Here is a 21083-nt window from a genome sequence, read left to right as displayed (position 1 = left end):
ATGACCCCCAAGTCCTACGCGGACTACCGCAAGGGCCGCATCGACCGGCTCGCCGAGAGCACCGGCGGCGACGACGGTGGCGTCTCCCTGCTCATGAGCGCCTGGCGACGACTGCGCCGCAACCCGATCTTCATCGTCGGCGCCGCCATCACCAGCCTGTTCGTGGTCCTGGCGATCATCTCGCCGTGGCTCGCGCCCTGGGACCCGGCCGCCACCCCGCTCCTCGACAAGGTGCGCCCGCAGTCCAACCCGGTCCCGGGTCCGGAGGCCGGTCACCCCCTGGGCGCCGACGACCGCGGTCGTGACCTGCTGTCGCGGCTGCTCGTCGGGAGCCGGCAGACCCTGATCGTCGGTGTCCTGGCGACCCTCTTCGGCTTCACCGGCGGCCTGATCCTCGGGACCCTCGCCGGCGCGATCTCGGGCTGGGTCGACTCCGCGGTGATGCGGCTGGTCGACGTGATGCTCTCCATCCCCTCGCTGCTGCTGGCCTTCTCGCTCGCGGCGATGTTCGCGCGGCCCAACCAGTGGACGGTGATCATCGCGATCGCGGTGATCCAGGTGCCGATCTTCGCGCGGCTCCTGCGCGGGTCGATGCTCGCGCAGCGGGCCAGCGACCACGTGCTCGCCGCCCGCGCGCTCGGCGTGAAGCGCCGGGCGATCGTCTTCCGGCACATGCTCCCCAACGCGCTGGGCCCGGTGATCGTGCAGGCGACCCTGGTGCTGGCGGTCGCCATCATCGACGCCGCGGCGCTCTCCTTCCTCGGCCTGGGCAACCCCGACGACCGGCAGCCCGAGTGGGGCCAGATGCTCGGCCGCGCCCAGCAGTTCATCGGATCGGACCCGCACCTGGCCTTCTGGCCCGCGGGATGCATCATCGTGGTCGCCCTCGGGATCACCCTGATGGGCGAGTCGTTGCGTGAGGCCCTCGACCCGAGGGCCAGGAGGTGATGGCGGTGGGTGGCTCGGAGCCGCTGCTCTCGGTGAAGGACCTGCGGGTGACCTTCACCCGGCACGGGGAGGAGCCGTTCACGGCGGTGGACGGCGTGTCCTTCGACGTCGACGCCGGACAGACCCTGGGCCTCGTGGGCGAGTCGGGGTGCGGCAAGTCCGTGACGTCGCTGGCGATCATGGGGTTGCTCCCCCAGCGCGGCAACAGGGTCGAGGGCACCGTGAGCTTCGAGGGGACCGACCTGCTGCGGCTCTCGAAGCAGGAGCTCCGCAACCGGCGTGGCCGCGACATCGCGATGATCTTCCAGGACCCGCTGTCCTCGCTGAACCCGGTCGTCCCCATCGGGGTCCAGGTGACCGAGGTGCTCGAGCGCCACCGTGACCTGTCCCGCAAGGAGGCGATGCCGAAGGCGCGCGAGCTGCTCGAGCGCGTCGGCATCCCCGACCCCAACGCCCGGCTGAAGAACTATCCGCACCAGATGAGTGGCGGGATGCGGCAGCGGGCCCTCATCGCCATGGCGCTGGCCTGCGCGCCGCGGCTGCTGATCGCCGACGAGCCGACGACCGCGCTTGACGTCACCATCCAGGCGCAGATCCTGGCGCTCCTCAAGGAGCTGGTCGAGGACACCGGCACCGCACTGATCATGATCACCCATGACCTCGGGGTGGTGGCCGGCCTCTGCGACGAGGTCAACGTGCTCTACGGCGGCCGGATCGTCGAGCGGGGCCAGCGGCACTCGCTGTTCAAGCACCCTGGTCACCCCTACACGGCCGGGTTGCTGTCCTCGATCCCGCGGCTGGACGCGACCCGCGGCGAGAAGCTGACGCCGATCCCGGGCGCGGTGGCGGACAACCTGCCCTGGGACTCCGCGTGCGCCTTCGCCCCGCGGTGCGCCAACGCGCTGGACGTCTGCGTCGAGCAGACCCCGGTGTGGGAGGAGCACCCCGCCACGGGCTACCGCTGCTTCAACCCGGTGGAGGGAACGCAATGAGCGAGGAGACCACGACCGCGACCGACTCCGAGGTGCTGGTCGACCTCAAGGGCGTGAAGGTCCACTTCCCGATCAAGAGCGGGATCATCTTCGACCGGACCGTCGGCCACGTCTACGCGGTCGACGGTGTCGACATGCAGGTACGCCGGGGCGAGACCTACGGCCTTGTGGGCGAGTCCGGCTGCGGGAAGTCCACGCTGGGCAAGGCGATCCTCAACCTCGAGACGCCGACCGAGGGCAGCATCGTCTTCGACGGCGTCGACATCGCCTCGCTCAAGGGCGAGACCCTGCGCCGCAAGCGGCAGGACCTGCAGATGGTCTTCCAGGACCCGATGTCGAGCCTCGACCCGCGCCAGTCGGTGGAGTCGCTCCTCGTCGAGGGCATGCGGTCCCACGGTCTCGACCAGGACGACCAGAAGACCAACGCCCGGCTGCGCGAGCTGCTCGCCGCCGTCGGGCTGCCGGCGTCCTCCCTGCGCAAGTACCCCCACGAGTTCTCCGGTGGGCAGCGCCAGCGCATCGGGATCGCCCGGGCGCTTTCGGTGGACCCCAAGCTGATCGTCGCCGACGAGCCGGTCAGCGCGCTCGACGTGTCGGTGCAGGCGCAGGTGCTCAACCTGCTGGAGGAGATCCAGGACGAGTTCGGGCTGACCTACCTCGTGGTTGCGCACGACCTGGCGGTCGTGCGCCACATCAGCGACCGGATCGGCGTCATGTACCTCGGCGGACTCGTGGAGGAGTCGGAGGCCGGTGAGCTCTACGAGCACCCGCTGCACCCCTACACCCGGGCGCTGATGTCCGCCGTGCCGGTGCCCGACCCCGAGGTGGAGGACCAGCGCGAGCAGATCCTGCTGACGGGCGACCTGCCCTCGCCGTCCAAGCCGCCCAGCGGCTGCCGGTTCCACACCCGGTGCCCGTGGCGGCAGGAGACCCGGTGCGACGACGAGCGGCCGCAGCTGCGGGTCGTCGAGGTCGACGGGGTGTCCGCCGGCCACCGGGTGGCCTGTCACTGGGCGGAGCAGATCGCCTCCGGCGAGATCCAGCGCCACGAGGTGAGCGCCGAGTTCGTGGAGGCCGCCAACCGCGGTCGCGTGGACGTCGACAGCATCCCCCGTGACCAAGCTGAGGACCTCGGTTATGGCGGGGACGGCAGTCTCTGATCGTCACCCGGTGATCCGGGTACCTGAGGGCTGGACGGGTCAGCGGGCGAGCGACCGGATCCGCTCGTCGAGCTCCCGCCGGTTGTCGCGGCGGACCACGACCTCGACGACCTCGATCCCGCCGTTGGGCGAGGCCAGCGCCTGCTCCAGCTCGGGCAGCGACTGCACCCGCCAGTGGGGCGTCCGGGTCGAGGCACACAGCGACGCCAGGTCGACCCGGTGCGGCGTGCCGAACAGGGTGTCGTAGCGGTCGGCGTAGTCCGGCGCGCCCTGCTCGAGCGTCGCGAAGATCGAGCCACCGTCGTCGTTGACCACCACGATCGTCAGATCAGGTCGCGGCTCGTCGGGTCCGAGGACGAGCCCGGTCGCGTCGTGGAGGAAGGTCACGTCACCGACCAGCGCGAAGGCCCGGCTGCTGTGCGGGCGCCCGAGGGCAGCGCCGACGGCGGTGGAGACCGTTCCGTCGATGCCGGAGAGGCCGCGGTTGGCGATCACCTTGCGCCGGTCGCCGACGGCGTACGGCGCCACCATCAGGTCCAGGTCGCGGATAGGGCTGGAGGCGCCGACCACGAGCAGCCCGCGCGGCGGCAGCGCCCGGCTGACCGCGCCCGCCACCTCGTACGGCGTCAGGTCCTCCTCGGTGGCGAGCAGCCGGTCGAGCCGGCTGCCGAGCTCCCGGTCCGCGGAGCGCCACTCCTCCAGCCACGCCGGGTCGTCGGGCTCGTCCACCGCCGGCCGCCCGGAGATGAAGCGGTCGTCGACCCGGAACGGGCGGTCGTGCCACACCCCGCGCGTCCCGGCGTCGAGCACGGTGACGTCGTCGCGAGCCAGCAGCCGGCTCACGGGCCGGCTCAGCGTGGGGTGGCCGAAGACGACCACCCGCTCGACCCGGCTCCCCAGGTCACCGTCGAGCAGCAGCCGGTAGCACCGCAGCGCGTGGTCGCCGGTGCGCGACCCGCTGCTGGGCTCGGCGAGGAGCGGCCAGCCCGCCTGCTCCGCCAGCGTCCTGGCCGGCGGTCCGGCGTCGTCGCCGGCGACCACGACCGTCCGGGGACCCAGCGCCACCGTCTCGTGGATCGCCGGCCACACCTCCTGGGGCGGCTCACCCGGTGTCAGCCCCTCCGGCACCCAGCGGTCCTCCGGCACGAGCGGCTCGTCGAGCTGCACGTTGAGGTGCAACGGGCCGAAGCCGAGCCCCGGCGTGGTCCAGCCGGGCGAGGCGACGTCCACGGTCTCCACGAGCGGGCCGAAGACGCCGACCTGGTCGGTGGTCTGGTTGGCACCGGTGCCCCGCAACCGGGCGGGCCGGTCAGCGGTCACGGCGACCAGCGGGATCCCGGCGTGCGCGGCCTCGAGCAGGGCCGGGTGCAGGTTGGCCACCGCCGTGCCGGAGGTGCAGCAGACCGCGGCCGGCGGGCCGGTGCGGGCCAGCCCCAGGGCGAGGAACGCCGCGGTCCGCTCGTCGATGCGCGTGTGGAGCCGCAGCACACCGGCAGCGGCCGCGTCGTGCGCCGCGAAGGCCAGGGGTGCGTTGCGCGACCCGGGGGCGAGCACCATCTCGGCGACGCCGGCCTCGACGAGCGTGGTCAGGATGCTGCGGGCCAGCTCGGACGACGGGGTGCTCACGACCCCCGATCCTGCCGTACGTCGGCCAGCCGGCGCTCCCAGTGGGCGACCCGGTCGGGCGCCGCCGCCAGCCGGTCGAGGGCGACCGGGTCGACGACCGGGCGACGGACCGGCAGCTCGCCGGCCACGGGCAGCAGCGGCTCGGCCGCGAGGTCGTCGGCGAGCAGCTGCACGGTGGCCAGCCCGCACGCGTGCGGGAGCTCCGGGAGCGCCGCGGCGAGCGCGACGCCGGCCGCGATCCCGACACTGGTCTCGAGCGCCGAGGAGACGACGACAGGCAGCCCGATGTCCTCGGCGATGCGCAGGCAGGCGGCGACCCCGCCCAGCGGCTGCACCTTGAGCACCGCGACGTCGGCGGCCTCCAGGTCACGGACCCGGTAGGGGTCGGCGGCCCGGCGGATGGACTCGTCCGCCGCGATCGGTACGTCCACCCGCCGGCGCACGGCGGCGAGGTCCTCGACCGCGGCGCAGGGCTGCTCGACGTACTCCAGCCCGCCCGCGGCCCGGTCGAGCAGGGCGATGGTGGTCACCGCCGTGCCGACGTCCCAGGCGCCGTTGGCGTCGACCCGCACCAACCCGTCGGGCCCGAGCGCGTCGCGCACCGCCTCCATCCGGGCCTCGTCGTCGGCCACGGTCTGGCCGGGCTCGGCGACCTTCACCTTGGCGGTGCGGCACCCGCCGTCGGTGACGATCCGGTATGCGGCGGCCGGGTCGACCGCGGGCACGGTCACGTTGACCGGGATGCTGTCGCGCAGCGGCGCGGGCCACGCGCCGGCCGCCGCCTCCTCGGCGCAGCGCAGCCACGGCTCGGCGACGTCGGCGGGGTACTCGAGGAACGGGCTCCACTCACCCCAGCCGGCCGGACCCTCGACGAGGACGCCCTCGCGCACCGTGATCCCCCGGAAGCGGGTGCGGAGCGGGATCGAGAAGACCCTCACGGACGGTCCCGCAACGCTTGCCGGTCGAGCTTGCCGTTGGGCAGCAGCGGCAGGTGGTCGACGGTGACGACCTCCCGGGGTGCCCAGGACCGTGGATGCACCTCGGCGACCCAGGCCCGCACCTCCTCGCGCGAGAGCCCGCCTACGACGTAGGCCACCACCCGTTCGCCCCACTCCTCGTCGGGGACGCCCACCACGGCCGCGTCCTCGACGGCGGGGTGCTCGCGCAGCCGGGCGGCGACGGTCGGGGTCGGCACGTTGACGCCGCCACTGACGACCACGTCGTCGAGCCGGCCGAGCACGTGGAGGCGGCCGTCCTCGTCGAGCCGGCCCGCGTCGGAGGTCAGGAACCAGCCGTCGACGAGCGCCGCCTCGGTCGCGGCCGGGTCGCCGTCGTAGCGCTCGAAGAGCATGGGGCCGCTGATCCGGATCCGGCCGCCCTTCCCGATCGCGAGGCCGACCCCGTCGAGCGGGTGGCCGTCGTAGACGCAGCCGCCGCTGGTCTCCGCCATGCCGTACGTCGCCACGACCCGGACCCCGGCGGCCTCGGCCCGCCGCCGGAGGGCGGGGTCGATCGGGCCGCCCCCGAGCAGCACCGCCCGCATCGCGGCGAGCGCGGCCACGTCGGCCTCGGACTCCAGCAGCCGGTGGAGCTGGGTCGGCACCAGCGAGGTGTAGTCCGCATCGCCCCAGCCGTCGACGACCGGCGGCTGGCCCGCGAGCAGGGACCGCACCACGACCTGGATCCCGGCGACGTACGTCGGCGGCAGCGCCAGCGCCCAGCGGCCCTCTCCCCCGAGCCGGCGGGCGGTCGCGCGCGCCGAGGCGAGCACCGCCTCCCGCGGCAGCACCACCCGTTTCGGGATGCCGCTCGACCCGGAGGTCTCGACGATCAGCGGCGGCGGCTCGGCCGCGGCCAGCCACCCGGCCAGCGCCTCGACGACCTCGGCCGGCTGCCCGGCCACGCGCAGCGGTTCCACGGGGGAACCGTAGCCGCCCGGACGCGCCGACCTTTCGACGCCGTCTGCGGTCACGACCTGACCGCAATCACTCCTACCGTGCCTGCCATGACGACTCCTCTGGTGTTCCTGTCCGGTGCCGGCCTTCCCGCGTGGGTCTGGGACGACGTGCGGTCCCGCCTCGACGCGCCCACGACGGTCGCCCGCTACGCGAAGGGCGGTGCGCGGCTGACCCAGGTGGTCGACGGCGTCGTCGCCGACCTGCCCGACGCGCCCTGCCACCTGGTCGCGCACTCGATCGGTGGCGTGGTCGCGGCCGGGGTGCTCGGCCGTGCGCCCGAGCGGATCGCGGCGGTGACGGCGGTCTGCGCGATCGTGCCGGCGGCGGGCGACTCCTTCACCGACGCGCTGCCGGCCCCCCAGCGCTACGTCATGGGGGCGATGGTGAGGCTGCTCGGGACCCGCCCCCCGGCCTCGGTGCTGCGCGCCCAGCTGACCGCCGCGCTGCCCGACGACGTCGCGGACCGCGTGGTGAGTGACTTCGAGCCGGAGTCGAGGCGCCTCTACCTCGACCGGGTCCCGGACCACGCGTGGCCCGCCGACCGGGCCTACCTCCTCACCACCGAGGACCGCGAGTTCCCCGTCCCCCTCCAGCGCAGGTACGCCGCACGCGTCGGTGCCGATCCGACGACCGTGGCCGCGGGGCACCTGCCGATGCTGAGCCACCCCGCCGAGGTGGCATCGGCGGTCAGTCGCGCGACGCATCCCGCCTGAGGGCGGGGCCGGCGTCCCTGCTTGAATCCACGCCATGCCCACCGCCTCCGACTGGGTCGCCGGCGCCCGTCCCCGCACCCTGCCCGCCGCGGTCTCACCGGTCCTCGCCGGCACCGCCGTCGCGGCGTACGCCGGCAGCCCGGTCTGGTGGAAGGCGGCGCTCGCCCTCGTGGTGGCCCTGGCCCTTCAGGTGGCGGTCAACTACGCCAACGACTACTCCGACGGCATCCGCGGCACCGACGACGCCCGGGTCGGGCCGCTGCGCCTGGTCGGCTCCGGGACGGCCAGCCCGCGGTCGGTGAAGGCAGCCGCGTTCCTGGCCTTCGGTGTCGCCGGGGTGGCCGGGCTGGTGCTGGCGGCCACGACCGCGTGGTGGCTGGTCGCGGTCGGCCTGGTGTCCATGGTCGCCGCGTGGTTCTACACCGGCGGCGAGCGGCCCTACGGCTACGCCGGGCTGGGCGAGGTCATGGTCTTCGTGTTCTTCGGGCTGGTGGCGGTGGTCGGCACGACCTACGTGCAGACCGAGACCCTCGAGCCGGCCGCGGTCTACGCGGCCGTCGGCATCGGCGCGCTGGCCTGCGCGATCCTCGTCGTCAACAACCTGCGCGACATCCCGACCGACACCACCGCCGACAAGCGGACCCTGGCGGTCCGGCTCGGCGACGAGCGCACGCGGGGCCTCTACGTGCTGCTCGTCGCGGCCGCCGCGGCGGCCATCGTGGCCGTCGCGGTCGCCACCACCTGGAGTGCCCTGCTCGGTCTCGGCTTCTTGGCGCTCGCCGTCCCCGCGGTGCGGACCGTGCTGGGCGGCGCCACCGGACCGGCCCTCGTGCCGGTCCTGCAGCAGACCGGCCTCGCGGAGCTGGCGTGGGCCGTCCTGGTCGGGGTCCCGCTCCTCGCCTTCTGATCCTCTTCGGGCCCCGGTCGCGGGTCCGTCACCTCCTCGTCGCCGTGGGGACACGCGCGGCTGGGTGACTCACAGGTGCACATCCCCGTCTCGCCCTGTCTCGGAGGTCACCTGTGTTTCCGTCCCCCCTGCCCCGCCCAGTGTCCCGCCGCGGCTTCCTCGCCTGGTCCGGCATGAGCACCGCGGCCACCGCGGCGGCCTACGGCTTCTCCTCGGCCCCGGCGTGGGCCGACCCGACGTTCACCACCGACCCCTTCACCCTCGGCGTGGCCTCGGGCGACCCGACACCGGAGGGCGTCGTCCTCTGGACCCGGCTCGCCCCCGAGCCGATGGCGCCGGACGGCAGCGGCGGGATGCCGCAGCGCACCGTGCGGGTCGGGTGGCAGGTGGCCGCGGACCCGGACTTCCGGCGCGTCGTCGCGTCCGGCCGGGTCACCGCGACCCCGGAGCTCGGCCACTCCGTCCACCCCGAGGTCGACGACCTCGAGCCCGGCCGCGACTACTGGTACCGCTTCCGCGTCGGCTCCCACCTCAGCCCGGTCGGGCACACCCGCACCGCGCCGGAGCCGGCCAGCCTGCGAACGGTGACCTTCGCGCTGGCCTCCTGCCAGGCCCTGCCCGCCAACGGCCGCTACGCGGCGTACCACGCGATGGCGCAGGAAGACCTCGACCTGGTCGTGCACGTGGGTGACTACATCTACGAGCGGCGCGACGACGAGACGCTCGCGCAGTTCCGGGTCAACCACGCCCGCCACAAGCTGTCGCCGGACCTGCAGGCCGCGCACGCGGCGTTCCCCTTCGCGGTCACGTTCGACGACCACGAGATCGAGAACAACTGGGCCGACGACATCTCGCAGCCCGACAACGAGCCCAGCAACGAACGGTCGCGCTTCACGCAGCTGCGGGCCAATGCCTTCCAGGCCTACTACGAGCACCTTCCGCTGCGCCGGCCGCAGCGTCCGCAGGGCCCGGACATGCTGCTGCACCGCCGGCTGCGGTACGGCGCGCTGGCCGACTTCCACGTCCTCGACACCCGCCAGTACCGCTCCGACCAGCTCGCCGAGGCCTTCCCGGCAGGTCCGCAGGACCCGCGCGTCACCGACCCGTCCCGCACGCTGCCCGGAGGCGAGCAGGAGCGCTGGCTGTTCGAGGGCCTGCACCGCTCGCGGACCCGGTGGAACTTCGTGGCGCAGCAGACGATCATGGCCCAGGTCGACTACGACAACGGTCCGGGCATCTCGGTCAACCACGACCAGTGGGACGGGTACGTCGCCTCCCGCGACCGCTTCCTCCGGTTCGTCGAGCGGCGGCGGCCGAGCAACCCGGTCGTGCTCAGCGGCGACTGGCACTCCGCGTGGGTCAACGACCTGCGGCTCGACTTCTCCCGGCCGGAGACCGAGGTGCTGGCGACCGAGCTGGTCGGCACGTCGATCAGCTCCGGGTGCGGCTGGGCCGACGCCGTCAAGGGCGCCCGGCCGAACAACCCGCACGTGAAGTACCTCAACCCGGACCGGCGCGGCTACACGCGCGTGACCGCCGACGCCGACCGGGCCCGGGCCGACTACCGGGTGGTGCCCACGGCCTCCGACGTCAGCCTGCCGGCCACCACCGACGCCAGCTGGGTGATCGAGGACGGCCGCGCCGGCGCGCAGCCCGGCTGACCCGGAAACCCGCGCGACGCACGGTCGGCCACGGCGATACCGTGGCCGATCGTGGACTACCGCTTCGAGACCCTCGACCTCGCCGACGACAGCGACCGGGCGCGTGCGCGGCGCTCGGCCTGGCTGCAGGCGGTGATGCACGGCTTCCACGAGGGCCGCGTCGAGGACGAGTTCGAGAAGCTCTGGGTGCGTGACTCCCTCGCCGACGACGCCACCTGCGTCGGGGCCTGGCTGCCCGAGGGCGCCTTCGGGGCCGGCGACATGCCGGTGGCCACGACGTCGTGGTTCGACAAGGCGCTGAACGCCGGGCGCGACCTGGTGCCGCTGCGGATGATCACCGACGTCACGACGAGTCCGGCGCACCGGCGTCGCGGCCTGGTCCGCCGCATGATCGAGGACTGCCTCGACGACGCCGTCGCCGCCGGCGTACCGCTGGCAGCGCTGACGGTCTCGGAGGCGACGATCTACGGGCGCTGGGGGTTCGGGGCGGCCACCTTCGCCCAGCACGTCGAGCTCGACACCGGGCCGCGGTTCGGGCTGCGCGAGGTCGCCGACCCCGGCCGGGTGGAGCTCATCGACCCGCGCGAGTCGTGGGCGGTCATCAGCCCGCTGCTGGAGCGCTTCCACCGGCGTACCCGCGGCTCGGTGGGCACCCCGGCGTTCTACGAGACCCACTTCACCGGTGGCTGGAGCTTCCCCGACGGCGGTCCCGACAAGAAGCTGCGCGGCGCCGTGCACCTCTCCGCCGACGAGACCGTCGACGGTGTCGTGCTGTTCCGTCCCGACGGGCGGGACGACGCGGGCCACCGCAAGCTGAAGCTGCAGCTGCTGCTCGCCGAGGACGCCACGGTCACGCTGGCGCTGTGGGGCTTCCTGGGCGGCATCGACCTGGTCCGTTCCGTGAGCTGGTTCGCCGCCGCACCCGACGACCCGCTGCGCTGGGCGCTGCGGGACATCAACGCGCTCAAGCTCACGGAGAACGCGGAGTTCCTCTGGGTGCGCGTGCTCGACGTCCCTGCTGCCCTGGCGGCGCGCCCGTGGAGCGGCGACGACACGCTGGTGCTCGAGGTGGACGACGCTCAGGGCCATGCCGCCGGTCGCTGGCAGGTCACGACTCGGGACGGCGTGGCGGAGGTGACCCCCACCGACACCGACGCCGACCTCCGTCTCGACGCCGAGACCCTCGGCTCGCTCTACCTCGCCGGCGTCGGCATCGGCACCCTCCACGCCGCCGGTCGCATCCGCGGCGAGCGTTCCGCCGCCGACCGCTTCGCCGCCATGGCCGACCTGGCTCTCCCGCCCTACAACATCCTGGGGTTCTGACCGCCGTGGCCGGGAGCGCCGTGGTCGGTGGAGCATGACCCACCGGTCGCCGGTCAACGCGGTCGAACGTGGTCACCAGGTGACACCGATCGACCGCGCAAGGCCGCAGCCGCCCACGGTGCCGCCCCGCCAGCCACACCCGGCGTAGGCTCGAGGCATGGGTTGGTTGATCCTGATCGTGCTGGTGGTCGGCGGCTACCTCGCCTGGAAGAACCGCGTCGCGCTGATGGCGCGGGTCCTGGGCCAGGAGGAGTCACGCGTCGACCGGCAGCTCAAGCGCCGCCGCGACTGAACTGACGTCAGTCGACGTCCTCCTTCGAGCGGCGGGCCTCGAAGGAGGCTGACGCGCGCTCGGCGCGCTCCTGCACCCGGCGGGCGAAGGCCTCGCGCGAGCGGTTGAGCAGGAAGAAGGACGCGATCCCGGAGATCACGAAGGCCAGCACGATGGCCCAGAGGATCGGTACCTGGTCGGCGAGCAGCATCCAGACGCCGACGACGGTGACCAGGGTGGTGACGAACACGCCGGCCCGCAGGGCCGTGTAGATCCAGAACTCCTTCACGACCTCCAGCGTAGGTCGTGACCACCAGCGGCCTATTCTGGGGGCGTGGGGAAGATCCTGCTCGTGCTGCTCGTGTTCGCGGTCATGGTGTACTTGCTGGTCCGCGTCATCGAGCGACGCGGCCTGTCACGGCCCGAGCCGCGGCGTCCCTTCGGCCCCGACGACGACCCCGACTTCCTGCGCGGCCTCGACCGGCACCCCGACGACGACCGCTGACGCCGGCGCGGCGTAGGAGTGCTGGCTCGTCGTCGAGAAGAAGTTGATCCCGATGAAGTTGAACCACAACGTCGCCAGCCCCAGCAGCGCGAGCAGCGCCGCGTTGCGACCGCGCCACCCGGCTGTGGCCCGGGCGTGGAGGTACGCCGCGTAGACGACCCAGGTGATGAACGCCCAGACCTCCTTGGGGTCCCAGTTCCAGTAGCTGCTCCACGCCTGGTGCGCCCAGATCGGTCCGGTGATGAGCACCGCGAAGGTCCACACGGGGAAGCCGAAGGCGTGGATCCGGTAGGACAGCCGGTCGAGGTCCTCCAGCGACGGCACCCGCGCGAGGTAGCCGCGCTCGCCGGCGCCGCGCCGCGACTTGAGCAGGTAGAGCACCGAGCAGATGCCACCGATGGTGAAGGCACCGGTCGCGATGATCGCCGAGACCACGTGGATCACCAGCCAGGGCGACTGCAGGGCCTCCATCAGCGGGGCGATCGGCTTGTAGAGCCAGATCACCGCCACCATCAGCAGCGTCAGCACCACGCCGACCACGATCGGCGCCATCCAGGCCAGCGAGTAGCGGCGCAGCAGCAGCAGGTAGATCGCCGCCACCACGAAGGTCCCGGAGAGAGTGAACTCGTACATGTTGCCCCACGGCACCCGGTTCGGATCCGCCGCGAGACCACGCGCGACGAGCGCCAGCAGGTGGACACCCGCACCGATCAGCGTGAGGAGCACGCCGAGGCGACCCATCATCGTCTCCCGGCGTACGGCGTCGGCAGCCCGGGCCCGCGGCGCGACCGCGTCGTCGTGCGAGGCGGTGCCGCCGACGGCCACCGGCACGGCGGCCACCGCCCGGCGGCCGGCGGACAGCTCCACCAGGTGCGCGAGCAGCGCGAGGAAGTAGACGAGGCCGGCGGCGGCCACCGCCTGGTTGCTCAGGGCCTCCCACGTCGCGTCGGTCACGAGGGCTCCTTCGGGTCGTCCTTGAGGGCGGTCACCAGCTCCCCGAGCGCGGCGCTCACGTCGTCGCCGCCGGCCCGGTCGAGGACCGCCACCTCGACCAGTGTGCCCTGACCGTCCTCACGCGCCCGCACCCAGGAGCGCCGCGGCCGGATGAACAGCGATCCGCACAGCCCGACCAGCCCCAGCACGACGCCGGTCAGCGCGATCCACTTGCCGGGCGTCTGGCTGATCTGGATCTTGTTCCACCGCTCGAGCCGCTCGAAGGTCACGCTGCCCTGCCCACCGGGCAGGTCCACGGTGTCGCCGAGCGCGAGGTCGACCCGGAACATCGACCCGTCCCCCTCGGTGACGAGCTCGGCGTCGTCCTTGTCGAGGGCGTAGACCGACTGCGGGGTGCCGAGGTCCATGCCGAGGTCGCCGACGTAGGCCTGCATGGAGATGGCGGGGTTCTGCGCGTCGCCGAAGACCGAGAACGGACCGGTCTCCTGCGTGAAGGCGTACGTCGGGTAGAACCACCCCTCCAGCCCGATCTGCTGCGGCCGCGCGTCCGGCGCCTTGACCACGCCGACGGACTGGAAGGTCTGGTCCTCGGGCAGGAAGATCGTCGGGCCGCTGTAGGCCACGTCGCCGTTGCCGTCGCGGATCGTGATGACCGGCGCGTAGCCGTGGCCGATGAGGAAGACGTCGGTGTCGCCGATCGACAGCGGGTGGTTGACGCGCAGGTCGTAGTCCTCCGGCTCGCCCCCGCCCGCGGCGTAGCTGACGTGGGACACGAAGCCCTGGGCCTGGCCCTGGGCCCGCCCCGACGTGATCCACTCGACGTCGAAGTCGTCCACGTCGAGGTAGAAGTCGTCGAGGTCGTCGGGGGTGAACAGGCTGCCCGGCTCGAACTCGTCGTACTGCGTGAGGTTGTTGGACATCCCGTTGCCGACCACGAGGATCACGCCGCCGCGGTAGCCGAGCAGGCTGCCGATCGCGAAGCCGATCAGCACGACCAGGACGGAGACGTGGAAGAGCAGGTTGCCGGCCTCGCGCAGGTAGCCGCGCTCGGCGGCGACGGAACCGTCGTCGCCGTCCGCGCGGATCCGGTGCCCGCGCAGCGCGGTCCTCGCCCGGCCGAGCACCTCCTCCGGGGGGAGGTCGGTGCGGTACGACGCGTGGTCGGGCAGCCGGTCGAGGCGACGCGGGGTCGCGGGCGGCTGCGCCCGCACGGCCCGGGCGTAGACCGCGATCCGCGGCACGAAGCAGCCGACCAGCGACACCACGAGCAGCAGGTAGATGGCGGCGAACCACGGCGAGGAGTAGACGTCGAAGAGCCCCAGCGCCTCGTAGACGGGCGTCAGCGTCGGGTGGTCCTCCTGCCACTGTGCCGCCTTGACCGAGTCGACGTCCTCCTGCGGGACGACCGACCCGGGGATGGCGGCGAGCGCGAGCAGCAGCAGCAGCACGAGCGCGGTCCGCATCGAGGTCAGCTGTCGCCAGCCCCAGCGGAGCAGCTCGGTGAGGGTGAGCTCGCCGGAGCGGCGCGTCGGCTCGGCCATCACAGGCTCGTCTCGAAGTCGCTGATGAGCCGCAGCTGCAGCCACGTCACCGCCTCGGCCCACCAGCCGGTGACCAGCAGGACGCCGACGACGACGAGCATCAGCCCGCCGACCCGGGTGACCCACTGCTGGTGGCGCCGGATCGCCGCGAAGGCGCCGAGGGTACGCCGGTAGGCCAGCCCGGCCGCGACGAACGGCAGTCCCAGCCCGACGGCGTAGCAGGCCGAGAGCAACGCGCCCCGGGCCGCGGTCGCCTCGTTGATCGAGAGCGTGGTGATCACCCCGAGGGTGGGCCCGATGCACGGCGTCCACCCGAGGCCGAAGAGCACCCCGAGCAGCGGCGCGGCGGCCAGCCCGACGGCCGGCACGTGGTGCACCCGCCAGTCCCGCTGCAGCAGCGGCACCAGCCCGGCGAAGGCCAGTCCGAGCAGGATCGTGAGGACGCCGAGCACGACGGTGATCTCGCGCTGCCAGGTGATCAGCCAGCTGCCGAGCGCACCCGACAGGGTCCCGAGCGCCACGAAGACCGCCGAGAAGCCCAGCACGAACAGCAGCGAGCCGGCGAGCATCCGGCCGCGGTGCGCCTCCTCGAGGTCGGCCCCCGACAGCCCGGTGGCGTAGGAGAGGTAGCCGGGCAGCAGCGGGATGACGCACGGCGAGAAGAAGGAGACCAGCCCGGCGACCAGCGCGACGGGGATCGCCAGTGCGAGCGACCCGGACGCGGCGGTGGAGGAGAACCACTCACCCACGGGCGGTCTCCCCGGTCACGTCGCGGGTCAGCTCCACCAGGGTGGTGGTCGAGGGCAGCTCGCCGATGATGCTGGCCGCGATCCGTCCCTCCGCGTCGAGGACGACGAAGCTCGGGATCGAGTTGGGCGTCAGCGTGCCGTCGAAGGCGAGCATCGCCTTGCCGTCGGGTGAGTAGAAGGAGGGGTAAGGGATCTCGTAGGTGCGTGCGAAGGCCTGCGCCTGGGCCGGGGACCCGTCCCGGATGTTGAGCCCCACGAACGCCGCCTCGTCGGCCAGCTCCTCGGCTGCGGCGACCACGGCCGGGGCCTCGGCCCGGCACGGGGCGCACCACGAGCCCCACACCACCACGACCACCGGCTGTCCCTGCAGCTCCGCCAGCGACAGCGGGTCACCCTCGAGGTCCTCCCCGGCGAGCTCGACCGGCTGCTCGCGGTCGGCGGCGGCGAGCCGGGTCACCTGGCCCTCTCCGGACACGAACCCCTTGTCGCCGGCGCCCTGCAACGACGAGCAGCCCGCGAGCGCGAGCACGCAGGCGAGCAGGGCGACGACCAGCCGGGCCGGGCGGACGGACACGGTCAGGGACGACGCTCCTCGGAGGCCCCTCCGGCCGAGAACGGCGCACCCTTGTCGCGGGCGGGGATCAGGTCGCCCGCCGGTTCGGAGTAGGTCACCTTGGTGATCCGGTCGCCCTCGAAGTGGAGGGTGGTCAGCGAGCAGAGCGTGCACTGCCGCTTGCGCGGGTCGTGCAGGAACGAGCGGTCCTCGACGTGGAGCCGCATGGTCCAGATCGGCAGCTGGTGGGACACGACGACGGCCTCGTGCCCCTCTGCGGCGACGCGGGCGTCCTCGATCGCGGCGCCCATCCGCTCGACGATGTCGGCGTACGGCTCGCCCCAGGAGGGCTTGAAGGGGTTCCAGAGGTGACGCCACGTGGTCGGCTTGAGCAGCGTCCTGGCCCCGGCACCGAACGGCTCGCCCTGGAAGACGTTGGTCGACTCGATGACCCGCTCGTCCTCGACGACCTCGAGGTCGCGCGCGGTGGCCAGCGGCTGGGCGGTCTCGCGCGCCCGTTCCAGCGGCGAGGAGCGCAGGTGGGTGATGTCGCGGTCGCCGATCACGTCGGCGACCCGCTGTGCCATCCGCCGGCCGAGGTCGGACAGGTGGTAGCCGGACATCCGCCCGTAGAGCACGCCCTCGGGGTTGTGCACCTCGCCGTGGCGCATGAGGTGCACCAGGGTCGTGGCGCTCACCGGCCGGCTCCCTCGGCTGCCGCGCGGGCCGCGGCGGGCAGCGCGTCGAGCACCGTCTGCACGGCCCGGTCGTCGTGGGCGGCACTCAGGAACCACGCCTCGTACGCCGAGGGCGGCAGGTAGACGCCGCCCTCGAGCATCGCGTGGAAGAACCGGGCGAACGCCGCGGTGTCCTGGCTGGCGGCGCCGGCGAAGTCGCGCACCGGGCGGTCGGTGAAGAACACGGAGAACATGGTGCCGGTCGACTGCACGACGTGGGGGACGCCGGCGGCGGACAGCGCCGATGCCGCCGCCTCCTTGATGACCTCGCCGACCTTGGTGAGGTGCTCGTAGACGCCGTCGTCGGCCAGGCGCAGGGTGGTGAGGCCCGCGGTCGTCGCCACGGGGTTCCCCGACAGTGTCCCCGCCTGGTAGACCGGGCCCTCGGGCGCGAGTCGCGCCATCACCTCGGCCCGACCCCCGAAGGCGGCGGCGGGGAACCCGCCGCCCATCACCTTGCCGAAGGTCACCAGGTCCGGCCGCCAGCCCTCCGTGGCCCCGTCGAGGCCCCACTGGCCGTGACGGCTGGCCCGGAAGCCGGTCATCACCTCGTCGGAGACGAACAGCGCGCCGTGGTCGGCGCAGGTGCGGGCGAGGAACTCGTTGAAGCCCGGCTCCGGCGGCACCACGCCCATGTTTCCCGGAGCGGCCTCGGTGATGAGGCACGCGATCCGGTCGCCGTGCTCGGCGAAGGCGCGGCTGACGGCCTCCCGGTCGTGGTAGGGCAGCACCAGCGTGAGCGCGGTGGCCGAGTCCGGGACGCCGGGCGTCCCGGGGACGCCGAGCGTGGCCAACCCGGACCCGGCCTCGGCGAGCAGCGCGTCGACGTGGCCGTGGTAGCAGCCGGCGAACTTCACGACCAGGTCGCGGCCGGTGAAGCCGCGTGCGAGCCGGATCGCCGACATCGTCGCCTCGGTGCCGGAGGACACGAAGCGCACCGTGTCGACCGGCGTGCGGGCCACGATCTCCTCGGCGAGCTCGACCTCCGGCTCGGTGGGGGTGCCGTAGGAGGTGCCGCGGGCCACCGCCTCGGCGACGGCCGCCTGGACCTCCGGGTGGGCGTGGCCGAGCAGCATCGGCCCCCACGAGCAGATCAGGTCGACGTAGTCGTTGCCGTCGACGTCGGTCAGCCAGGCGCCACGGGCGGACCTGATGAAGCGCGGGGTGCCGCCCACGGCGCTGAAGGCGCGGACCGGCGAGTTCACGCCTCCGGGAGTCACCGTGCGGGCGCGCTGGAACAGGTCCGCGGACTGCTGGGTCGGAGCCGGGTTCACGGGCCCATTGTCCCTGAGCGGCCCAGCGCTCGACCGGCCGGGTTTGGTGGCGCCGACAAGCGGGTAGGAGCCCCCGGAGCCACCGGCGCGTGAGCGCCCTCGCCCACCGGGCTACCAGCGCGTAACCTGAGAGCCAGAGTTTCGTTGTCTGGTTGTCCCCGTGCGGGAGGGAGCACGGTCACGGGACGCGCACGACACCGGGAGAAACGAGCAATGTCTTCACCGAAGTTCGGTCGTTTCCAGAAGGTCACGACCCTGCTGCCACTGGCGATGCTGTCGACTGCCGTCACCGCGTCGATGGCCGGGCTGGGACCGGCCACCACGGCCGTCGCCGGCCAGGAGGGGCCCACGACGCTGCCCGACGGGTCCACCGTCCCCACCGAGGCCATCGAGGCACCGGCCAGCGTGTCCGCCCCGGGGGTCGTCGCCCCCGGCCTGCGCGGTGAGAAGACCCAGCGCGCCGTCTCCACCGCCTCGACCTCCGGCATCCCGGCGGCAGCGCTCGCCGCCTACCAGCGCGCCGAGACCGTCATCAACTCCGCCGACCGCTCCTGCAAGCTGCCCTGGCAGCTGCTGGCGGCGATCGGTCGCGTCGAGTCCGACCACGGTCGCTACGGCGGCAACGTCCTCAACGCCGACGGGGTGGCCATCCCCGGCATCTTCGGCATCGCCCTCAACGGCAAGAACGACACCCGGGCGATCAGCGACACCGACGCCGGCCAGTACGACGGCGACGCGAAGTGGGACCGTGCGGTCGGGCCGATGCAGTTCATCCCCTCCACCTGGTCGGTCGTGGGCGTCGACGGCGACAACGACGGCAAGCGCAACCCCCAGGACATCGACGACGCGGCGCTCGCCTCCGCGGTCTACCTCTGCTCCGGCAAGGACGACCTGTCGACCATCACCGGCCAGCGTTCCGCGGTGTTCCGCTACAACCGCAGCAACGACTACGTCGACCTCGTCCTCTCCCTGATGAACGCCTACATGGAGGGCGACTTCACCGAGGTCCCCACCTCGGTGTCCTACAGCGGCGGCAGCAGCGGCGGCTTCGGCAGCTTCGACCCGTTCATCCCCTCCCCCGAGCCGCGCGGCGGCAACGGTGACGGCAAGGGCGGCAACGGCCCGAAGGGCGGTAACGGTGGCAACGGCGGCTCGGGCGGCAACGGCGGCTCGGGCGGCGACGGCGGCACCGGGACCGGCGACCCCGTGACCGACCCGCCCACCAGCGGTGGCGGTGACGGCGGCGGCGGCGGCGGTGGCATCCTGCCCTCGCCCGACCTGCCTCCCGTCTCCCCGCCCCAGGTCGGTGGCGGTTCCGGCGGTGGCTCCGGCGGCGGCGGTGGCACCGGCGGTGGCGGCGGCGGCGCTGGTGGCGGCGGCGGTGGTGGCACCGGCGGCGGCACGGACACACTCACTCGAGCTGAGGCCCAGGCACAGTGCGTGGCGGCGGGTGTCATCGATCTCCCGACGACGCCCAACGTCAACGAGATGGAGCAGTGCATCCAGAACAAGTTGAACTGACTACCAGCGCAGCAGTCGTGAGGTACGCGGCCGCCGGAGGTTGAGGTGCGAAGGCGTGCAACGCCTGAGCCACGAAACCACCGGACCGTTCACGCCAACCCGACCCCACGGAGGTCGAGCCTGTCGAGACCCCCATCCAGGGTGTGGAGAACCGCTCAACCACGGGATTCTTGTCAGTGGTGAGTGCTTGAGTGGGGGTCATGGCGATCACCGCACCCGAGCAGCCCGGCACCCTGCCGGATGACGCTGCGGGGGTGCTGGCCTTCGCCCGCCGGCAACGGCAGACGGCCGACGCCGCGGAGGCACGTCTGTTGGCGGCGGCGGTGCAGTGGGCGGTCATCCACCCCGCCGATTCGGTTGAGGACGCCGAGACCTACACCTTCCGCTCCGGCCTGGAGGGCGTGATCCCGATCGCCGGCCCGGGTGCGCCGCTGGTGGCGGAGTTCAGCGTGGCCGAGTACGCCGCCGCCCTCGGCCTCTCGACCGAGGCGGGCAAGCACTACCTCGGTCAGGCGGTCGAGCTCCGCTACCGACTCCCCCGGCTGTGGCGGCGGGTGATGGCCGGGGACCTGCCGGCCTGGAAGGCCCGCCGGGTCGCCGACGCCACCATCGGCGCCGACCTCACCGAAGCCGCGGCAGCGTTCGTCGACACCCATGTGGCGCCGGTGGCCCACAAGATCCGGCCCACGGCCCTGGACCGGCTGGTCGAGGAGGCCATCGGCCGGTTCATGCCCGACCAGGCCGAACAGCGCCGCCGCGACGGCCTCGACCGGCGGCATTTCACCGTCGACCGCGACCACGTCTCCTTCGACGGCACCGCCTACGTCACCGGCGAGCTCGACCTCGCCGACGCGATCGACCTCGACGACGCCGTGCGTGGTCTGGCTGCCCAGCTGGCCGACCTCGGCTCCGAGGCGACCCTGGACCAGCGCCGCGCCCTCGCGGTCGGCGAGCTCGCCCGCCGTCAGCTCACCCTCGACCTCACCCCGCCGGAGGTTGAGGTGCGAGCGCAGCGAGCCACGAAACCCCCGGCCCCCAGGCGCACACCGGTCCGCAAGACCGTGCTCTACCTCCACCTCACCGACCACGCCCTCACCAGCACCGGCGACGGGATCGGGCGGTGTGAGACCACCCGCAAGCCGGTCACCGCCACCCAGATCCGCGACTGGTGCGGCCACCCCGACACCCACCTCGTGGTGACCCCGGTGATCGACCTGCATGACCACGTCCATGTCGACCAGTACGAGATTCCCGACCGGATCACCGAACGCGTCGCCCTGCGCGACCTGACCTGCGTCTTCCCGCACTGCACCCGACCCGCCCGCCGGCTCCACCCCGACCACCACGGCTGCGACCACGACCACACCACTCCCTATCGCGACCACCCCGAGACCTGCAGCCACGGCATCGCACCCCTGTGCCGACGCCACCACCGCCACAAGACCCACGGCGGCTGGACGTACGAAACCCTCGAGCCCGGCAGCTACCGGTGGACCTCACCCCACGGCTACCACTACCTGCGCGACCACACCGGCACCACCGCGATCGATCCCGCGGACGACAACCCGGCCGAGCCCGGCCCTCCCGACCGAGATTGACCCCGCCCCACACCCCGCCCACACCCGGGCGGGGACACCGGCGCGTCTAGGTGGGTGTGTTCCCAGGCGCCGATCGTGCGTCGCCCCATCGA

Annotated in this window: 20 protein-coding genes; 10 read left to right on the top strand and 10 right to left on the bottom strand. The window is 73.1% G+C overall.

The annotated features are described in order from the left end of the window. The 3 genes from K6T13_RS01860 to K6T13_RS01850 are packed head-to-tail and all read left to right on the top strand — an operon-like array spanning window position 1 to window position 3100. On the top strand, window positions 1-948 hold the full coding sequence (locus tag K6T13_RS01860; protein ID WP_222896494.1) for an ABC transporter permease: 948 nt from the start codon (window positions 1-3) through the stop codon (window positions 946-948). After that, the gene (locus K6T13_RS01855) at window positions 948-1940 is read left to right on the top strand and encodes an ABC transporter ATP-binding protein (protein ID WP_222898104.1); all 993 of its coding nucleotides are present in this window, start codon (window positions 948-950) and stop codon (window positions 1938-1940) included. The genes K6T13_RS01860 and K6T13_RS01855 overlap by 1 nt, the downstream gene beginning before the upstream one ends. After that, complete coding sequence (locus tag K6T13_RS01850) at window positions 1937-3100, top strand: ABC transporter ATP-binding protein (protein ID WP_222896493.1); 1164 nt, start codon at window positions 1937-1939, stop codon at window positions 3098-3100. Before K6T13_RS01855 ends, K6T13_RS01850 begins: the two co-directional genes overlap by 4 nt. A gap of 39 nt (window positions 3101-3139) precedes the next feature. Here K6T13_RS01850 and menD read toward each other — a convergent pair whose 3' ends face one another. Genes menD through K6T13_RS01835 form a run of 3 tightly spaced genes read right to left on the bottom strand, consistent with a single transcriptional unit; the run spans window position 3140 to window position 6644 of the window. Then, a complete protein-coding gene (gene menD, locus K6T13_RS01845) occupies window positions 3140-4726 on the bottom strand; it encodes a 2-succinyl-5-enolpyruvyl-6-hydroxy-3-cyclohexene-1-carboxylic-acid synthase (RefSeq protein ID WP_222896492.1) in 1587 nt (528 codons plus the stop codon). Then, the gene (locus K6T13_RS01840) at window positions 4723-5664 is read right to left on the bottom strand and encodes an o-succinylbenzoate synthase (RefSeq protein ID WP_222896491.1); all 942 of its coding nucleotides are present in this window, start codon (window positions 5662-5664) and stop codon (window positions 4723-4725) included. The genes menD and K6T13_RS01840 overlap by 4 nt, the downstream gene beginning before the upstream one ends. Beyond that, window positions 5661-6644, bottom strand: coding sequence for an AMP-binding enzyme (locus tag K6T13_RS01835; protein ID WP_249423891.1), 984 nt, complete (start codon window positions 6642-6644; stop codon window positions 5661-5663). Before K6T13_RS01835 ends, K6T13_RS01840 begins: the two co-directional genes overlap by 4 nt. An 87-nt stretch (window positions 6645-6731) precedes the next feature. Here K6T13_RS01835 and K6T13_RS01830 point away from each other — a divergent pair, with 87 nt between their 5' ends. The 5 genes from K6T13_RS01830 to K6T13_RS17545 all read left to right on the top strand — a co-directional run bounded on the left by K6T13_RS01830 (window position 6732) and on the right by K6T13_RS17545 (window position 11580). Then, window positions 6732-7397 (top strand): alpha/beta fold hydrolase, encoded by a 666-nt coding sequence (locus K6T13_RS01830; RefSeq protein ID WP_222896490.1) that lies wholly within the window; start codon window positions 6732-6734, stop codon window positions 7395-7397. A 34-nt stretch (window positions 7398-7431) separates the two neighbouring features. After that, the gene (locus K6T13_RS01825; RefSeq protein ID WP_222896489.1) at window positions 7432-8304 is read left to right on the top strand and encodes a 1,4-dihydroxy-2-naphthoate polyprenyltransferase; all 873 of its coding nucleotides are present in this window, start codon (window positions 7432-7434) and stop codon (window positions 8302-8304) included. A 173-nt stretch (window positions 8305-8477) separates the two neighbouring features. Further along, window positions 8478-9965, top strand: a complete 1488-nt coding sequence (locus tag K6T13_RS01820; RefSeq protein WP_249423890.1) for an alkaline phosphatase D family protein — start codon at window positions 8478-8480, stop codon at window positions 9963-9965. 51 nt (window positions 9966-10016) lie between these two features. After that, window positions 10017-11288, top strand: a complete 1272-nt coding sequence (locus tag K6T13_RS01815; protein ID WP_222896488.1) for a GNAT family N-acetyltransferase — start codon at window positions 10017-10019, stop codon at window positions 11286-11288. A gap of 157 nt (window positions 11289-11445) precedes the next feature. Beyond that, window positions 11446-11580 (top strand): hypothetical protein, encoded by a 135-nt coding sequence (locus tag K6T13_RS17545; protein WP_283247940.1) that lies wholly within the window; start codon window positions 11446-11448, stop codon window positions 11578-11580. Window positions 11581-11587: 7 nt separating this feature from the next. Here the strand turns inward: K6T13_RS17545 and K6T13_RS01810 are convergent, their stop codons facing one another. The 7 genes from K6T13_RS01810 to hemL all read right to left on the bottom strand — a co-directional run bounded on the left by K6T13_RS01810 (window position 11588) and on the right by hemL (window position 17872). Beyond that, window positions 11588-11848, bottom strand: coding sequence for a DUF4229 domain-containing protein (locus K6T13_RS01810; RefSeq protein ID WP_222896487.1), 261 nt, complete (start codon window positions 11846-11848; stop codon window positions 11588-11590). A gap of 126 nt (window positions 11849-11974) precedes the next feature. Continuing rightward, a complete protein-coding gene (gene ccsB / locus K6T13_RS01805; protein WP_222896486.1) occupies window positions 11975-13018 on the bottom strand; it encodes a c-type cytochrome biogenesis protein CcsB in 1044 nt (347 codons plus the stop codon). Further along, window positions 13015-14559 carry a cytochrome c biogenesis protein ResB gene (resB, locus tag K6T13_RS01800; RefSeq protein WP_222896485.1) on the bottom strand — a complete coding sequence of 515 codons (1545 nt, stop codon included), beginning with the start codon at window positions 14557-14559 and terminating at the stop codon, window positions 13015-13017. The genes ccsB and resB overlap by 4 nt, the downstream gene beginning before the upstream one ends. Further along, window positions 14559-15308, bottom strand: coding sequence for a cytochrome c biogenesis CcdA family protein (locus K6T13_RS01795; protein ID WP_222896484.1), 750 nt, complete (start codon window positions 15306-15308; stop codon window positions 14559-14561). The genes resB and K6T13_RS01795 overlap by 1 nt, the downstream gene beginning before the upstream one ends. Next, window positions 15301-15882 (bottom strand): TlpA disulfide reductase family protein, encoded by a 582-nt coding sequence (locus tag K6T13_RS01790; RefSeq protein WP_249423889.1) that lies wholly within the window; start codon window positions 15880-15882, stop codon window positions 15301-15303. The genes K6T13_RS01795 and K6T13_RS01790 overlap by 8 nt, the downstream gene beginning before the upstream one ends. Before the next feature lie 2 nt (window positions 15883-15884). Next, on the bottom strand, window positions 15885-16532 hold the full coding sequence (locus tag K6T13_RS01785; RefSeq protein WP_222898100.1) for a histidine phosphatase family protein: 648 nt from the start codon (window positions 16530-16532) through the stop codon (window positions 15885-15887). A 23-nt stretch (window positions 16533-16555) separates the two neighbouring features. Next, entirely contained in the window at window positions 16556-17872 is a 1317-nt protein-coding gene (hemL, locus tag K6T13_RS01780) for a glutamate-1-semialdehyde 2,1-aminomutase (RefSeq protein ID WP_222896483.1), read from the bottom strand. A gap of 213 nt (window positions 17873-18085) precedes the next feature. Between hemL and K6T13_RS01775 the strand changes: the two genes are divergently transcribed. Next, window positions 18086-19393 (top strand): lytic transglycosylase domain-containing protein, encoded by a 1308-nt coding sequence (locus K6T13_RS01775; protein ID WP_249423888.1) that lies wholly within the window; start codon window positions 18086-18088, stop codon window positions 19391-19393. Between the two features lie 200 nt (window positions 19394-19593). Then, complete coding sequence (locus K6T13_RS01770; protein WP_222896482.1) at window positions 19594-20991, top strand: 13E12 repeat family protein; 1398 nt, start codon at window positions 19594-19596, stop codon at window positions 20989-20991. The last annotated feature ends 92 nt before the right edge of the window (window positions 20992-21083 follow it).

The sequence above is a fragment of the Nocardioides coralli genome, from assembly GCF_019880385.1.
Classification (GTDB): Bacteria; Actinomycetota; Actinomycetes; order Propionibacteriales; family Nocardioidaceae; genus Nocardioides; species Nocardioides coralli.
Note: the sequence above shows the minus strand (reverse complement) of the source record. Positions and strands in the feature narration are given on the sequence as shown.

Coding starts and splice junctions, on each gene's coding strand:
- K6T13_RS01820 (WP_249423890.1), top strand. CDS start 8,478: ATGAGCACCGCGGCCACCGCGGCGGCCTACGGCTTCTCCTCGGCCCCG.
- resB (WP_222896485.1), bottom strand. CDS start 14,559: ATGGCCGAGCCGACGCGCCGCTCCGGCGAGCTCACCCTCACCGAGCTG.
- K6T13_RS17545 (WP_283247940.1), top strand. CDS start 11,446: ATGGGTTGGTTGATCCTGATCGTGCTGGTGGTCGGCGGCTACCTCGCC.
- K6T13_RS01860 (WP_222896494.1), top strand. CDS start 1: ATGACCCCCAAGTCCTACGCGGACTACCGCAAGGGCCGCATCGACCGG.
- K6T13_RS01775 (WP_249423888.1), top strand. CDS start 18,086: ATGTCTTCACCGAAGTTCGGTCGTTTCCAGAAGGTCACGACCCTGCTG.
- K6T13_RS01770 (WP_222896482.1), top strand. CDS start 19,594: ATGGCGATCACCGCACCCGAGCAGCCCGGCACCCTGCCGGATGACGCT.
- K6T13_RS01850 (WP_222896493.1), top strand. CDS start 1,937: ATGAGCGAGGAGACCACGACCGCGACCGACTCCGAGGTGCTGGTCGAC.
- K6T13_RS01785 (WP_222898100.1), bottom strand. CDS start 16,532: ATGCGCCACGGCGAGGTGCACAACCCCGAGGGCGTGCTCTACGGGCGG.
- K6T13_RS01855 (WP_222898104.1), top strand. CDS start 948: ATGGCGGTGGGTGGCTCGGAGCCGCTGCTCTCGGTGAAGGACCTGCGG.
- K6T13_RS01825 (WP_222896489.1), top strand. CDS start 7,432: ATGCCCACCGCCTCCGACTGGGTCGCCGGCGCCCGTCCCCGCACCCTG.
- K6T13_RS01830 (WP_222896490.1), top strand. CDS start 6,732: ATGACGACTCCTCTGGTGTTCCTGTCCGGTGCCGGCCTTCCCGCGTGG.